The sequence below is a fragment of the Streptococcus sp. STR1/CE/0325 genome (genome assembly GCF_055386095.1).
Genome location: NZ_AP045018.1, coordinates 1,682,501 through 1,697,603, shown reverse-complemented (window position 1 = coordinate 1,697,603; position 15,103 = coordinate 1,682,501). Strand labels below are relative to the sequence as shown.

The following is a 15,103-nucleotide window of genomic DNA, read 5'->3' as shown; positions in this document are numbered from 1 at the left end:
GGTATAATTTTCAAAAAGGAGTTTTGTGAATGTTATCACGTTTAAAATGGATGGGACTTGCGATTGTATTGTTCATTCTGGATCAGCTGGCCATGGGCTACGCGACTGTGGTTTTTGGGGCAAAGGGATATTTGACTCTTCCTCAGCAGCTTATCTCTTGGGGGCTAGGACTATTGGTTTTGTTTCTTGTCATTTGGTTTGTAAGACGAGAGAAACTGTTTAGCCGATCTGATTTTTTGAAACCCTCAAATTGGTTCATTGTCGCGATGGGGCAGTTGATCCTGTTTGGGATCAATATGGTGGGTAACCTCGTCATGCTCTTTGAAGGCGGGAAAATCGCTCAAAATCAAGCGAATATCGCTAGTCTCTTTGATGCCTTATCACCTGCCTTTCTCTTTTTGTTCATTGTGATTGTGGCTCCCTTGTATGAAGAGGTCATTTTCCGCTACATTATCCCAAAGGGCGTTTTCAAAGGTTATGAAAAAATTGGATTTGTCGTTGGTGGCCTTCTCTTTGCTTTGGTGCATAGTCCGACCAATTTTGGCAGTTGGATCTTGTATGGAGGGATGGCAGCGATTTTTGGGTGGATTTACTACCGCTATGATCGTTTGTCCATTAGCCTTAGCCTTCACATGCTCAACAATGCTATCGGTTTTTTGGCTTTGTTAATGAACCATCTTTAAAAGAAAAAGCGTTTGGAAATGTTGTACTGACCCCCAAAAGTTGGACATTTTATTTATCTAAAGGATTTAGTTCTGTACCCCACAGGACTAAGTCCTTTTAGTTTTGCTTTGATTCGTTTGTTGTTGTAGTAAAAAATGTAATCTGTGATAGCTTGCTCAAGGTCATCAAGGGATTGATAAGACTTCTCAAATCCATAAAACATTTCAGATTTGAGAATGCCAAAGAAGGACTCCATCATCCCATTATCTGGACTATTTCCCTTGCGAGACATAGAGGAACGAATTCCTTTGGTTTTCAAAAAGTGATGATAAGACTGGTGCTGGTATTGCCAGCCTTGATCGCTGTGAAGAATGGTTCCGCTATATGAATCTGCTGGAAAAACCTTCTCAAGCATGGTTTTAATCTGTTTCAAGTCAGGGGAGCGAGATAGGGTAAAATCAATAATCTCACTGTTATAGCCATCAAGAACAGGGGAGAGATAAAGTTTCCCTTCAGGTAAGGCAAACTCCGTCACATCGGTATAGCCCTTCTCGTAAGGTTTAGAGCCTTCGAATTGACGTTTAATCAGATTATCAGACTTCTTACCAACCTCACCTTTATAAGAAGAATACTTGCGCTTACGACGAATACGAGCGGTCAAGCCTAACTCTTTCATCAAGCGCTGCACCTTTTTGTGATTGATGATAAAGCCACGATTTCGTAATTCTAAATGAATCCGACGATAGCCGTAATTACCTTTATGGTCATCATAAATAGATTGTATTTCATCCTTGATAGTTTTCTCCTTATCTGGCTTAGCCAGTCGCTTCACTTGATAGTAATAGGTGAAGCGTGGCAAATCAAGGATTTCGAGTAGCGTCTCTAGGGAAAACTGATTCGTTAATGCTTGAATGATTTCTGTTGCTCTTTGCGCTTTGCTTCGTCCCTCAAGCGGTATTCTCTCAGCTTTTTTAGCACAGCATTCTCCGCTCTAAGGTATTCATTTTCATGTTTTAGTCGTTCTAACTCTGTCATTTGGTCCAAAGTCTTTTTTGGTTTACGTCCCATCTTTGGTGGTCTCCCTCTTGGTTTTTCAAGAATAGTATAACCGTTTTTCTTGTATTTGGCTATCCAATTTGGGAGCATCCCTCGATTTGGCAAGGCATAATCAAGGGAAACTGAGAGTTGAGAGCAACCATGAATCAAGACTTTATCCATTATTTCCTGCTTTAATTCGGGTGAATAATACCGATTTTTACCCTTTTCAACAATCTCAACACCATATTTATCCATGAGTTTAACCATGTACTTGAGATTGGAAGGACAGACTTCATATCGCTGACTGATCTGAGGCCATGATACACCTCTCTTTCTCAACTTGTATATACCTCGTTTATCTTCATAACTTAATTTCATAAGAAAAGCCCCCCAATCGTTAGATTTTGTGTCTAACTTTTGGGGTGCAGTTCATTTTCCAAACGCTTTTTCTTTTAGTAAGTGGTGATGGTATCCACCGTTGAGCGGTCAAGTTTTTTAACAATGGCTTGGAGGAAGGCTTGGGCTTCGAGGAAATCATCCATGGCATAGAGGGTTTGGTGAGTATGGATGTAGCGTGCGCAAACGCCGATGGTTGTTGATGGGATGCCCTTGTTTTGCATGTGGGCAGCACCCGCATCTGTGCCACCTTTGGCGCAGTAGTATTGATACTTGATGCCAGCTTCTTCAGCTGTGGTGAGGAGGAAGTCCTTCATATTTGGTAGCATCAAATGCCCTGGATCATAGAAGCGAATGAGGGTTCCATCCCCGACCTTGCCTTGATTGCCATAGACATCTCCTGCTGGGGAACAATCCACCGCAAAGAAGAGTTCAGGGTCAAAGAGATTGGCAGAAACCTTAGCCCCACGCAGTCCAACCTCTTCTTGGACGTTGGCACCGGCAACCAAGCGATTGGGAAGGTCTTGCCCCTTGAGGTGCTCGAGGAGTTCAGCCACCATGAGAACACCATAACGGTTGTCCCAGCTCTTTCCCATGATATGGCGTTTATTCGCAGAAAGGATGGTCTCTGACCAAGGGATGATGACATCACCTGGTCTAACGCCAAAGCTCTCTGCTTCTTCCTTATCGGTAAAACCAGCGTCAAAAACGATGTCGCCTGCACTTGGAAGACTTTGTCCTCCTGCGCCCCGCAGGAAGTGAGGTGGCACAGCACCTGAAATAACAGGGATATGAGCGCCCTCTCTAGTGTAGAGGGTGAAGCGTTGCGCGCTGATGGTAAGAGGGTTCCAGCCTCCAATCTCCACTACGCGAAGAGTACCGTTAGCTTCGATATGGCTGACCATAAAGCCGACCTCGTCCATGTGGGCACCGACGAGGATGGTTGGGGCATCTGTTTCTTGGTTATCACGAATTCCCCAGATGCCGCCAAGGCCATCTGTTTTGACCTCGTCAACTAGCGGGGTCATCTTGTCCCTGAGATAAGAGCGCACAGGTCCCTCATGACCAGATATGGCTTGTAGTTCTGTGACTTCTTTGATTTTAGCAAATAAATCCATCTTAACCTCCTTTTATAGCGATGGGATATACTTTCATTATACGATAAATTCAGAAAAAAAGCCCATTTCAACTAGCCAAGCAAGGTGTAAAGATCGCCCATCACTTCTTCTTTGCTGCGGTTTGTTGCCTTGGTTAACCACCATTTGAGCGTACTGATAAAGGTGGTGTTAATGGATAAAATGGCGAGTTCTTGCGGTAGAGAAGGGTGGTTAAAGCGCTTGGTCAAAAGAAATAAAGGACAGACATGCTGGGTCAGATAAGGGGTCAAGTAGCGTAAAAATAAGGGATTGTCTGAAAGCAGCAGGGTCGTAATCTTGTCCTTATTTTCCTGAAAATGCTTGAGCAAATGAAGCAGGGTCTGGTCTTTGTTTTCCTTGGTCAAATCATCAAAAATGTGATGAAATAAATCCTCGCAAATGGCTTCTAGAAGAAAATCCTTGGTTTCAAAATGACTATAAAAAGTCGTTCGTCCAATATCTGCCTGCTTAATAATGTCTTGAACCGTAATTTTTTCATAAGCTTTTTCAGCTAAGAGCTGGTAAAAAGCGGATAAGATGGCTTGCTTAGTTTTTCTGCTACGTCGATCCATGCCCTCTCCTTTTGGTACAAATGGCTCTAGGTGTTCCATAAGTAACACTAGAGTAAAATTGCGTCTGTTTTTTGAATGTCTTTTCTCCTATACTAAGAAGAAAAAAGGGTTTCTTTTATTATAACCCAAAAGATGAGAAAGGACAGGATTGATGCCTGATTTGAAAAAAGAAATCCTTGGTCTAGCGATTCCTACGACCTTGGAGTATGTTCTTGAAACTTCGGTTGGTTTTTTAGACACCTTGATGATTGCCCAGTTAGGTCTTGTGAGTGTGACTGCTGTTGGGCTTGCCAATGCTGTCTTAGCAGTTATTTTAGCCCTTTTTATAGCCATTAGTATTGGGGCGACTTCCTTTATTGCTCAAAGCTTAGGGGCAAAAGAGACTTCTGTTGCTCGTAGAAGTGCTCATCAAGCGACACGGTTGACCCTCGTTTGTGCGGTGTTTCTTGCTGTGTGTCTGCTTCTTTTTGGTTATCCTTTATTGGGGGTGATGGGAGGAAAAGGAGAAGTGCAAGAGCAGGCTTATCTCTTTCTTGTGGTTGTGGCAGGTTTTGGCGTTTTTATGGGCTTGATGGTTTTATTTTCTAGTTTCTTACGTAGCAACCAAGATAGTCAAACACCTTTAAGAGTGGCGATGTGGGTCAATGTCATCAATATCGGTTTAGATGCTCTGTTTATTTTTGGCTTTCACTGGGGCTTACTCGGAACAGCTCTTGGGACCGTCTTATCGCGCGCTGTTGGGACTTTTCTCCTTTACAGGGCGCTGAAGAAAAGTCCAATATCGATTTCTTGGCGAGAGGTCTTTAGGCAAGCAAATTGGGATTTCAACTTGATTCGACGGGTGATTCCAGCTGCTTTAGAGCGCTTTGTCATGCGCTTTGGACAGATTTTTTACTTTGGCTTTATTCTAGCCTTGGGAGCTAAGGTCTTTGCGGCTCACATGATTGCAGGCAGTATCGAGTCTTTCACTTATATGCCCGCTTACGGTCTTTCGAGTGCTGCTAGTATTTTGGTGGCAAGGGCTTTTGGGAAAAAAGATTGGATCATGGTAAGGCGCAGTGCCTATTTGGCGCTAATTTACGGTGTTTGTGTCATGTCGGTATTTGGTGTGGTCCTCTACTTTGCTAGCCCCTTTTTTGCTTCCTTATTCACCGCTGATTTAGAAGCCATACATCAGGTGACTGTGGCACTTAGAGTTGATGCTTTTATTCAACCTTTTCTAGCACTTAGTCTGATTTTAGCAGGCGCCTTGCAGGGGCTAGGCGATACCAAGTCGCCACTTTACAGCACCATGATGGGAATGTGGGGCATTCGGGTTGTAGGTGTTCTGCTTTTCGGAAAGGTCTTAGGTCTAGGGCTTTTCGGAGTCTGGCTAGCGATTGGGATCGATCTCTTCTTACGCTCGCTTTTTCTGGGAATGCGTTTTAAACAAAAATCCAGCCCTTCACTTTCCTCTGTTCCATCTTTCTTCTTTTTCTGGAAGAAAAAAACGCCGTAGCAGAAGTCAGCGCTTTCTTTTTCATTGTGCTAAAATGGAAGTATCAAAAGGAGGAAAGCATTATGTTAACCTATGACGTGATTGTAGTTGGATTTGGTAAAGCAGGAAAAACCCTTGCAGCCAAACTCGCTAAAGCCGGCAAAAAAGTGGCTCTTGTGGAACGCAGCAAAGAGCTTTACGGCGGAACTTGTATCAACATCGGTTGTATTCCAACCAAGACGCTGCTTGTTGCCGCAGAGAAAAACTTGTCTTTTGAGGAAGCCATGGCTGAAAAAAATGCCGTTGTCAAGCGTCTTAACGCCAAGAACTATAACGGCTTGAAAGAAGCAACGGTTGATGTTATTGATGCTGAAGCGCGCTTTGTTTCAGACAAGGTCATTGAAGCTGTTGCAGGTGATGACAAGCAAGAGTTGACTGCAGAAACCATCATCATTAACACAGGTGCAGTTACCAACACGATTCCGATTCCAGGACTTGCGACCAGCAAAAATGTCTATGATTCCACAGGCATCCAACGCTTAGAAGAACTTCCAAAACGTTTAGGTGTCCTTGGTGGCGGTAATATCGGCTTGGAATTTGCAGGGCTTTACAACAAACTTGGTAGCAAAGTCACTGTTCTTGATGCTCTGCCTGTTTTCTTGCCACGTGCAGAAAGCTCAATTGCAGCTCTTGCTAAGCAATACCTTGAAGAAGATGGCATTACCATTCACCTCGGCGTTCACACTACAGAAATCAAAAATGATGGTGAAGAAGTTGTGGTGGTGACCGAAGATGGCGAATACCGCTTTGATGCCCTTCTTTATTCAACTGGACGTAAACCAAACACAGCTCCCCTTAATCTTGAAGCAACTGGCATTGAAGTGACCGATCGTGGGGCTATCGTCGTTGACAAGCACTGTGAAACCACTGTTCCGGGTGTCTTTGCAGTGGGAGATGTCAATGGTGGTCTTCAATTCACCTATATCTCACTTGACGATGCGCGTGTGGTTTATAGCTACCTTGAAGGCGATGGCAGCTACACGCTTGAAGATCGTAAGAACGTGCCAACCACTATGTTCCTCAACCCACCACTTGCCCAAATCGGTCTCACCGAAAAAGAAGCAGCAGACAAGGGACTTCCTTATGCTGCTAAGGAAATGTTGGTGGCTGGTATGCCACGTGCCCACGTCAACGCTGATCTCAGAGGTGCCTTTAAAGCTGTGGTCAACACTGAAACCAAGGAAATTCTTGGTGTGACCCTCTTTGCCGAAGGGGCACAAGAGATGATCAACATCATCACCGTTGCCATGGATAACAAGATTCCATACACCTACTTCACCAAGCAAATCTTCTCTCACCCAACTTTGGCTGAAAACTTGAACGATTTGTTCGTCTTTTAATCTTAAAATCAGCTAGAATTCCTAGCTGATTTTTTATTTTTATCGTAAAATCCGAAAGACGATATTGACAAGACCGAGAAGCTTTTGATAGGATAGAAAGGAAAAGAAATTAAAAAATAAGAGGTAAAATCATGTCTGCTAAAAAGCATCGCATTGCCATGAGTTTGGGAATGACCAGTCTTGTTGGTCTAGGTGTTTGGTTTTCGTCTAGCTCAGTTCTGGCCGATGAGGTTCCTATCCAACTGCTTGGGGTCAATGATTTTCACGGCGCCCTCAGTAAAGGCGGAACAGCTGTCATGCCAGAAGGCAAAATCACAGATACAGGTGGAGCTGCCAAGCTAGCAACTGCCTTGGATCAAGCCAGCCAATCCTTTTTATCTGAAAATCCGACTGGCGAAAGCATTCGCGTGCAGGCAGGCGATATGGTTGGCGCAAGCCCTGCCAACTCCGCTCTCTTGCAGGACGAGCCGACTGTCCGCATTTTTAATGAAATGCAGTTTGAATACGGTACCTTGGGGAACCACGAATTTGACGAGAGCCTAGCAGAGTTTCACCGGATTTTAGCGGGAGAAGCCCCAGAAGCTGGTAAATTCTATCCTATTGTGGACGCTTATCCTCACGAAAAATCCAATATGCAATTGGTCATTGCCAATGTGGTGGATCAAAATGGTCAGATTCCATTTGATTGGAAACCTTATGCCGTTAAGGAAACTTTGGTGAATCAGCAGCCTGTTAAGATTGGTTTTGTCGGTGTGGTGACGACAGAAATCCCAAATCTGGTGCTCAAGAAAAATCATCAAGATTACCAGTATCTGGATGAAGCCGAGACTATTGTCAAGTACGCCAAAGAACTGCGTGACCAAGGAGTGCATGCTATTGTTGTCCTAGCGCATGTGCCTTCTACCAGTAAGGACGATCAAGCAGATTATTGGGCAGCTGAGATGATGAAAAAAGTTAATCAGTTAGACCCAGACAATAGCGTTGATGTGGTCTTTGCTGGTCATAATCATGTTTACACCAATGGACTGTTAGAACACACACGCATCGTTCAAGCCCTCTCACAAGGTAAGGCTTATGCTGATGTGCGCGGGGTCTATGATACGGATTTACAGGATTTCAAAGCCACACCAAGTGCCCAAATCGTTCCTGTTACCAAGGATTTGGCGGAAAATCCAAAGGTTAAAGCGCTTGTCGATGAGGCGACACGTCTTGCCAAGCAAGTGACGGATTCAAAATTGGGTGAGTCATTGACACACGAGACCATTACCAGAGAGGTTTCTGCTAGCAAGGAGTCTCCAGTAGGTAATTTGGTGACAGACGCCCAACGTGCTATGGCTAAAGCATCGGGCTATGATGTGGATTTTGCCTTTACCAATAATGGCGGTATTCGAGCAGACTTGGCGGTGACTGCAGATGGCAGCATCACTTGGGGCGCTGCCCAAGCCGTTCAACCTTTTGGTAATATCCTCCAAATCGTTCAAATGACGGGTCAACAAGTGATTGATGTGCTCAACCAACAGTATGATGAGGAAGAAAAATACTTCCTTCAAGTGTCTGGTCTCACCTACACTTATACGGATGCGCAGCCAAATGACCAAGGCATCTCTTATCAAGTCAACCGTGTTTACACAGCAGATGGTCAACCTCTAGATCCCAAAGCCACTTATACAGCTGTGGTGAACGACTTTCTTTACGGTGGAGGAGATGGCTTTAGCGTGTTTCCAAAAACCAAGCTCATTGGAGCGATTGACCCAGATACCGAAGTTTTTGTTCAGTATTTGAAAAATCTCACTGAAAAAGGAGAGAAAATCAGTGCCCAAGTAGAAGGTAGAAAAATGTATGTGAAAGAGGATGCTGACAGCAACACTCCTCAACCACCAAAAGAAACAGGACCAGCCCTTGACCAGCTTCCTTCTACGCCATCACAAGAGCCACTTTCTTTCACTCACGAGCCAAACCATCTTTCAAAGATTACCCGTCCATCAGAAGAATTTACTTCAAAAGTAGCCGATTCAAGGTCGTCAGAAACAACCTCAAATCAAGATAAACTTCCAGCGACAGGAGAAGACAGCTCTATCCTCCTTTCACTTGGTCTATTGAGTATGGGGCTTGCCTTAACGGGAGCTAGACGCAAGACGACTCAAAAATAGATAGAACAAGACGGGTCTTTCTCGTCTTTTCTCATTCTTTTACAAGTAGCGAAAATCTAGCAGATATGGTAAAATAGCACATGTGAAACAAAGAAAACAGCTAGGATTAGGTTTGCTAGGTGCCTTGTCTTTGGGGGCAGGTGCTTTGGCTTATCTGGTGAAAAGCAAAGAAAATCATCGTCAAAAAGCCCTAATGATTGCCGAATTACGTGCTTATTTCAGCCAAAAAGGTACCATTCAGGTCCTCTATCTTAGACAAGACCAAGAACAAGACGAGGCGACACAAGGAGGACTCGTCATGGAAGATGGCCGTGAGTACCAGTTTACCTATTATGAGGGTGATTTTTGGTATGAAGAAGTAAACCATAAAGGAGAAAATCAGTGATTAGTACTTATAACAAAGCCCATGTAGGCGATGTCCTCATGCTTATCGTAGCAGACCATGATGCTGCTAAAAAATCAGTAGAAAGAAAAGGACAAGTGGCGCGTGTCTATGACCAAGCGACGGGAGAAACCTTGGCTTGGAACATTTTTGAAGTCTCTAGTCTTTTAAATTTAGAAGGTCAAGGTCAGGTGAGCCTAACCGCTGCTGACATCGCTCTTTTAAATGACTTGCTAGCCAAAGAAGGCTTTGAACCAAGTTTGGTCTATGATGAGCAGCCAAAATTTGTCGTCGGTGAGATTGTTGAACTTACCCCTCACCCAGATAGTGATCACCTTAATATCTGTCAGGTCAGAGTAGGAGAAGAAGAGCTTCTTCAAATTGTAGCAGGCGCACCTAATGCTAGAGTTGGCTTAAAAACCATCGTTGCTCTTCCTGGTGCCATGATGCCAAAGGGCAACCTCATCTTTCCAGGAGAGTTGCGTGGGGTTAAGAGTTTTGGCATGATGTGTTCACCCCGTGAATTAGCCCTTCCAAATGCCCCTCAAAAGCGCGGTATTATTGAGCTAGAGGCTGATGCACAAGTGGGCGAAGCCTTTTCACCAGAAAAACACTGGACAGTTTAAAACAGTTTGGAACTTCCAAACTGTTTTTTTGTATGGTCTTAATGACTTTGGTCAAAGGTTCTTGGGTAGAAGGTGTAAGGAATCGTTTGGTGCTGCACATGCTCGGATAAAGCGAGAGAAACAGCCGTTCGACCAGCTCGGTTGAGATGAAAATCCAGACTAGGGATATTGAGGCAATCACTGATGGGTTGATTCTCTTGTCCGATAACCAAAGGCGGCTCGATCCCCAACTCTTTATAACCCGCTAGGATTCCTGCCGCCACTTCGTCGCTCGTGGCTAAGATAGCGGTTGATGGCTGGATATTTTGACATTCAAACGCCACACGTTTTCCGTCCATATAGTGCCTGCAATTACCGATGATATCATTTAGCCTTGTTGCAGGATAGAGCTCTTGCACCTTTTGGACAATGAGCCTTGAAGTCCGACTCCGCACCAAATCACGGCTAAAGCATAAAATAACCCGCTTGTAGCCTTTTTCCTTACATAAACGGAGCAAATAGTCATAACCAACCAGCCGACTAAGTCCCACGCTTGAGAGGTGATCTGCGATTTTTTCCATGGTCACAATCGGGCGTTCTGTCTCATAAGTGCTAAGAATTTCGGTGCTGTGAGCCATAGTACAGGAAGTGATGATGAGACCATCTATTTCTTTTGCAGCAAGCAATTTCAAACAGTCCTCTTCCTTTTCTTTCTGATAATGTGTGGGAAGGAGCAAACACTGATAGCCTTGCCGACTGGCTTCGCCTAAAATCCCATAAATCAGTTGATCGTAAAAGCTATTGTAGTTAACATAAGGAATCTGGATTCCTAGAGTATAAGATTTTCCCGTACTAAGACTAACCGCCTTTTGGTTAGGAATATATTGATGTTTTCTAGCTAGTTCTTGAATATATTCGCGTGTTTCTTTAGAAATACGCGTATTTCCTCTTAAAGCCCGCGAAACAGTGGATTTGGAATAGCCAGAAAGTCTAGCCAAGTCATTGATTGTGATCATAGTATCTTTTTCTCAAAATAACAAAAATAGAATAAATAAAAGTAGCAAACGATAGCTATTTATTCTATTTTATCATTTAGATGACAATAATGATAAAAATTGCTATAAAAAAATAAAAAAAGTTGAGCAAAAAGCTTGACGTGAAACCGGTTGCACATGCTAAACTAAAGATGGCTAAGGGAGAAAGGAAAAAATTGGGAACTATTTAATCCTTAGATTAAGTTTATATTTCAGTTTATTTTCTCACCTTGGTAATTATTTTTACAAGATTAGAGCAAGTGTTTTTGCCGTTGGACTAAGGTATTCTGATGACTTTCTGCCGAAAAAGTCATTAGAAAATCAATATGGAAGCCAGCCTTCCCTAACCTCCACCTTATTCTTACTTTAAAGGAACACTTGAAAATAAGAAGGGATTTCATCTACTAATGTGCCGTTTTAGTGGTTGAATTTCAGGATCAGTTCTTCATTTTCCAACTAGCCGTTTAATAGGAAGATAAAACTATCCATTCCATAAGCTCTTTATCCTTGTAAAATTCTGACGATGGCAGCCGCAAGGCTGTTTTTTATATTGTGAGCTTTGAGGCTCCTGCTTAAATCCCATTTGTTCTAAGGTTTTTGAGAGGCAGAGAAAAAAAGTAAAAAAAGTTTAAAAAAGGTATTGACAGTTGTGCTGAAGTTTGCTAGAATATAGTAGTTGTCGCTTGAGAGAGCGCAAAAGACCTTTGAGAACTAAATAAGAAACAACCAAGTAAGGGTTACACGAAGTAACCCGTCAATAAAGAAAAAGCTAGCAATAGCATGAGTAAGATTTAAACGAGAGTTTGATCCTGGCTCAGGATGAACGCTGGCGGCGTGCCTAATACATGCAAGTAGAACGCAGAGGAGAGGAGCTTGCTTCTCTCTAATGAGTTGCGAACGGGTGAGTAACGCGTAGGTAACCTACCTCTTAGCGGGGGATAACTATTGGAAACGATAGCTAATACCGCATAACAGCTTATGCTGCATGGCATAGGTTTGAAAGGCGCAAGAGCGTCACTAAGAGATGGACCTGCGTTGTATTAGCTAGTTGGTAGGGTAAAGGCCTACCAAGGCGACGATACATAGCCGACCTGAGAGGGCGATCGGCCACACTGGGACTGAGACACGGCCCAGACTCCTACGGGAGGCAGCAGTAGGGAATCTTCGGCAATGGGGGCAACCCTGACCGAGCAACGCCGCGTGAGTGAAGAAGGACTTCGGTTCGTAAAGCTCTGTTGTAAGCGAAGAACGGGTGTGAGAGTGGAAAGCTCACACTATGACGGTAACTTACCAGAAAGGGACGGCTAACTACGTGCCAGCAGCCGCGGTAATACGTAGGTCCCGAGCGTTATCCGGATTTATTGGGCGTAAAGCGAGCGCAGGCGGTTTCGTAAGTCTGAAGTAAAAGGCTGTGGCTTAACCATAGTACGCTTTGGAAACTGCGGGACTTGAGTGCAGAAGGGGAGAGTGGAATTCCATGTGTAGCGGTGAAATGCGTAGATATATGGAGGAACACCGGTGGCGAAAGCGGCTCTCTGGTCTGTAACTGACGCTGAGGCTCGAAAGCGTGGGTAGCGAACAGGATTAGATACCCTGGTAGTCCACGCCGTAAACGATGAGTGCTAGGTGTTAGGCCCTATCCGGGGCTTAGTGCCGTAGCTAACGCAATAAGCACTCCGCCTGGGGAGTACGACCGCAAGGTTGAAACTCAAAGGAATTGACGGGGGCCCGCACAAGCGGTGGAGCATGTGGTTTAATTCGAAGCAACGCGAAGAACCTTACCAGGTCTTGACATCCCTCTGACCGGCCTAGAGATAGGCTTTCTCTTCGGAGCAGAGGTGACAGGTGGTGCATGGTTGTCGTCAGCTCGTGTCGTGAGATGTTGGGTTAAGTCCCGCAACGAGCGCAACCCCTATTGTTAGTTGCCATCATTAAGTTGGGCACTCTAGCGAGACTGCCGGTAATAAACCGGAGGAAGGTGGGGATGACGTCAAATCATCATGCCCCTTATGACCTGGGCTACACACGTGCTACAATGGCTGGTACAACGAGTTGCGAGTCGGTGACGGCAAGCTAATCTCTTAAAGCCAGTCTCAGTTCGGATTGTAGGCTGCAACTCGCCTACATGAAGTCGGAATCGCTAGTAATCGCGGATCAGCACGCCGCGGTGAATACGTTCCCGGGCCTTGTACACACCGCCCGTCACACCACGAGAGTTTGTAACACCCGAAGTCGGTGAGGTAACCGTAAGGAGCCAGCCGCCTAAGGTGGGATAGATGATTGGGGTGAAGTCGTAACAAGGTAGCCGTATCGGAAGGTGCGGCTGGATCACCTCCTTTCTAAGGAACAGTAGAGATACTGGAACGGATTTACTTGGTTCTTATTTAGTTTTGAGAGGTCTTGTGGGGCCTTAGCTCAGCTGGGAGAGCGCCTGCTTTGCACGCAGGAGGTCAGCGGTTCGATCCCGCTAGGCTCCATAGGGTACATTTGTTATCCTAAGTTTAGTCCATTGAAAATTGAATATCTATATCAAATAGTAACAAGAAAATAAACCGAAACGCTGTAATACGAGACTTAAGAGTAGAGTCAAAAAATAAGGTTAAGTTAGTAAGGGCGCACGGTGGATGCCTTGGCACTAGGAGCCGATGAAGGACGTGACGAACAACGAAATGCTTTGGGGAGCTGTAAGTAAGCGCTGATCCAGAGATGTCCGAATGGGGGAACCCAACAGGTTATGCCTGTTATCCCTACCTGTTAAGGGTAGAGGAGGGAAGACGCAGTGAACTGAAACATCTAAGTAGCTGCAGGAAGAGAAAGCAAAAGCGATTGCCTGAGTAGCGGCGAGCGAAACGGCAGGAGGGCAAACCGAAGTGTTTACACTTCGGGGTTGTAGGACTGCGATGTGGACTTAAAGAATATAGAAGAATCATCTGGGAAGATGAGCCAAAGAGAGTAAAAGCCTCGTATTCGAAATAGTCTTTATACCTAGCAGAATCCTGAGTACGGCGGGACACGAGGAATCCCGTCGGAATCTGGGAGGACCATCTCCCAACCCTAAATACTCCCTAGTGACCGATAGTGAACCAGTACCGTGAGGGAAAGGTGAAAAGCACCCCGGGAGGGGAGTGAAATAGAACCTGAAACCGTGTGCCTACAAGAAGTTCGAGCCCGTTAATGGGTGAGAGCGTGCCTTTTGTAGAATGAACCGGCGAGTTATGATATGATGCGAGGTTAAGTGGAAGAAGCGGAGCCGTAGGGAAACCGAGTCTGAAAAGGGCGAGTTAGTATCATGTTATAGACCCGAAACCATGTGACCTACCCATGAGCAGGTTGAAGGTGCGGTAAGACGCACTGGAGGACCGAACCAGGGCACGTTGAAAAGTGCTTGGATGACTTGTGGGTAGCGGAGAAATTCCAAACGAACTTGGAGATAGCTGGTTCTCTCCGAAATAGCTTTAGGGCTAGCGTCGACATTAAGATTCTTGGAGGTAGAGCACTGTTTGGGTGAGGGGTCCATCTCGGATTACCAATCTCAGATAAACTCCGAATGCCAAAGAATTATGGTCGGCAGTCAGACTGCGAGTGCTAAGATCCGTAGTCGAAAGGGAAACAGCCCAGACCACCAGCTAAGGTCCCAAAATAATTGTTAAGTGGAAAAGGATGTGGGGTTGCACAGACAACTAGGATGTTAGCTTAGAAGCAGCTATTCATTCAAAGAGTGCGTAATAGCTCACTAGTCGAGTGACCCTGCGCCGAAAATGTACCGGGGCTAAAACAATTTACCGAAGCTGTGGATACCTTTATGGTATGGTAGGAGAGCGTTCTATGTGTGGTGAAGGTGTACCGTGAGGAGCGCTGGAACGCATAGAAGTGAGAATGCCGGTATGAGTAGCGAAAGATGGGTGAGAATCCCATCCACCGTAAGACTAAGGTTTCCAGGGGAAGGCTCGTCCGCCCTGGGTTAGTCGGGACCTAAGGAGAGACCGAAAGGTGTATCCGATGGCCAACAGGTTGATATTCCTGTACTAGAGTATGAAGTGATGGAGTGACGCAGAAGGCTAACTCAAGCGTGCGATTGGAAGAGCACGTCTAAATAGTGAGGGGTGGTATGAGTTAAATGCTTGTACCTATAACCTTGAGCTATGATGGGGAGCGAAGTTTAGTAGCGAAGTGAGTGATGTCACGCTGCCAAGAAAAGCTTCTAGCGTTGTATCATACTCTACCCGTACCGCAAACCGACACAGGTAGTC

The 15,103-nt window shown here is 45.0% G+C and carries 10 protein-coding genes, 1 tRNA gene and 2 rRNA genes (1 of these 13 only partly in view); 9 read left to right on the top strand and 4 right to left on the bottom strand.

Annotated elements, in window-relative coordinates:
- Positions 1-29: 29 nt before the first annotated feature.
- Positions 30-683 carry a CPBP family intramembrane glutamic endopeptidase gene (locus ACZ49W_RS08215; RefSeq protein WP_464814799.1) on the top strand — a complete coding sequence of 218 codons (654 nt, stop codon included), beginning with the start codon at positions 30-32 and terminating at the stop codon, positions 681-683.
- A 53-nt stretch (positions 684-736) separates the two neighbouring features.
- Here ACZ49W_RS08215 and ACZ49W_RS08210 read toward each other — a convergent pair.
- From ACZ49W_RS08210 to ACZ49W_RS08200, 3 genes are all read right to left on the bottom strand, one after another.
- A protein-coding gene (locus ACZ49W_RS08210) for an IS3 family transposase (RefSeq protein ID WP_464814798.1) occupies positions 737-2,079 on the bottom strand; the annotation gives its coding sequence in 2 pieces (ribosomal slippage) (positions 737-1,629 and positions 1,629-2,079; 1,344 coding nt in all).
- Between the two features lie 74 nt (positions 2,080-2,153).
- Positions 2,154-3,215: a glutamyl aminopeptidase gene (pepA, locus tag ACZ49W_RS08205; RefSeq protein WP_464814797.1), complete on the bottom strand. Its 1,062-nt coding sequence runs from the start codon at positions 3,213-3,215 to the stop codon at positions 2,154-2,156.
- Between the two features lie 71 nt (positions 3,216-3,286).
- Positions 3,287-3,805: a TetR/AcrR family transcriptional regulator gene (locus tag ACZ49W_RS08200; protein WP_464814796.1), complete on the bottom strand. Its 519-nt coding sequence runs from the start codon at positions 3,803-3,805 to the stop codon at positions 3,287-3,289.
- Positions 3,806-3,956: 151 nt separating this feature from the next.
- On the opposite strand from ACZ49W_RS08200, the gene ACZ49W_RS08195 reads away from it, so the two are divergent.
- The 5 genes from ACZ49W_RS08195 to ytpR all read left to right on the top strand — a co-directional run bounded on the left by ACZ49W_RS08195 (position 3,957) and on the right by ytpR (position 9,840).
- Complete coding sequence (locus ACZ49W_RS08195) at positions 3,957-5,303, top strand: MATE family efflux transporter (RefSeq protein ID WP_464814795.1); 1,347 nt, start codon at positions 3,957-3,959, stop codon at positions 5,301-5,303.
- 62 nt (positions 5,304-5,365) lie between these two features.
- On the top strand, positions 5,366-6,682 hold the full coding sequence (locus tag ACZ49W_RS08190; RefSeq protein WP_464814794.1) for an FAD-containing oxidoreductase: 1,317 nt from the start codon (positions 5,366-5,368) through the stop codon (positions 6,680-6,682).
- Between the two features lie 131 nt (positions 6,683-6,813).
- The gene (locus tag ACZ49W_RS08185; protein ID WP_464814793.1) at positions 6,814-8,832 is read left to right on the top strand and encodes a bifunctional metallophosphatase/5'-nucleotidase; all 2,019 of its coding nucleotides are present in this window, start codon (positions 6,814-6,816) and stop codon (positions 8,830-8,832) included.
- Between the two features lie 82 nt (positions 8,833-8,914).
- Positions 8,915-9,217: a DUF4651 domain-containing protein gene (locus ACZ49W_RS08180; RefSeq protein WP_464814792.1), complete on the top strand. Its 303-nt coding sequence runs from the start codon at positions 8,915-8,917 to the stop codon at positions 9,215-9,217.
- Positions 9,214-9,840 carry a YtpR family tRNA-binding protein gene (gene ytpR / locus ACZ49W_RS08175; protein ID WP_464814791.1) on the top strand — a complete coding sequence of 209 codons (627 nt, stop codon included), beginning with the start codon at positions 9,214-9,216 and terminating at the stop codon, positions 9,838-9,840. Before ACZ49W_RS08180 ends, ytpR begins: the two co-directional genes overlap by 4 nt.
- 38 nt (positions 9,841-9,878) lie before the next feature.
- Here ytpR and ACZ49W_RS08170 read toward each other — a convergent pair whose 3' ends face one another.
- Complete coding sequence (locus ACZ49W_RS08170; protein WP_464814790.1) at positions 9,879-10,835, bottom strand: LacI family DNA-binding transcriptional regulator; 957 nt, start codon at positions 10,833-10,835, stop codon at positions 9,879-9,881.
- 809 nt (positions 10,836-11,644) lie between these two features.
- Between ACZ49W_RS08170 and ACZ49W_RS08165 the strand changes: the two genes are divergently transcribed.
- From ACZ49W_RS08165 to ACZ49W_RS08155, 3 genes are all read left to right on the top strand, one after another.
- Positions 11,645-13,192 (top strand): 16S ribosomal RNA (locus tag ACZ49W_RS08165).
- Between the two features lie 65 nt (positions 13,193-13,257).
- Positions 13,258-13,330, top strand: a tRNA-Ala gene (locus ACZ49W_RS08160).
- A 120-nt stretch (positions 13,331-13,450) separates the two neighbouring features.
- Positions 13,451-15,103, top strand: a 23S ribosomal RNA gene (locus ACZ49W_RS08155); it runs 1,246 nt beyond the window's last position.
- Together the 16S and 23S rRNA genes with 1 tRNA gene alongside form the textbook arrangement of a ribosomal RNA operon.

Coding starts and splice junctions, on each gene's coding strand:
- ACZ49W_RS08190 (WP_464814794.1), top strand. CDS start 5,366: ATGTTAACCTATGACGTGATTGTAGTTGGATTTGGTAAAGCAGGAAAA.
- pepA (WP_464814797.1), bottom strand. CDS start 3,215: ATGGATTTATTTGCTAAAATCAAAGAAGTCACAGAACTACAAGCCATA.
- ACZ49W_RS08200 (WP_464814796.1), bottom strand. CDS start 3,805: ATGGATCGACGTAGCAGAAAAACTAAGCAAGCCATCTTATCCGCTTTT.
- ACZ49W_RS08185 (WP_464814793.1), top strand. CDS start 6,814: ATGTCTGCTAAAAAGCATCGCATTGCCATGAGTTTGGGAATGACCAGT.
- ACZ49W_RS08170 (WP_464814790.1), bottom strand. CDS start 10,835: ATGATCACAATCAATGACTTGGCTAGACTTTCTGGCTATTCCAAATCC.
- ACZ49W_RS08215 (WP_464814799.1), top strand. CDS start 30: ATGTTATCACGTTTAAAATGGATGGGACTTGCGATTGTATTGTTCATT.
- ACZ49W_RS08195 (WP_464814795.1), top strand. CDS start 3,957: ATGCCTGATTTGAAAAAAGAAATCCTTGGTCTAGCGATTCCTACGACC.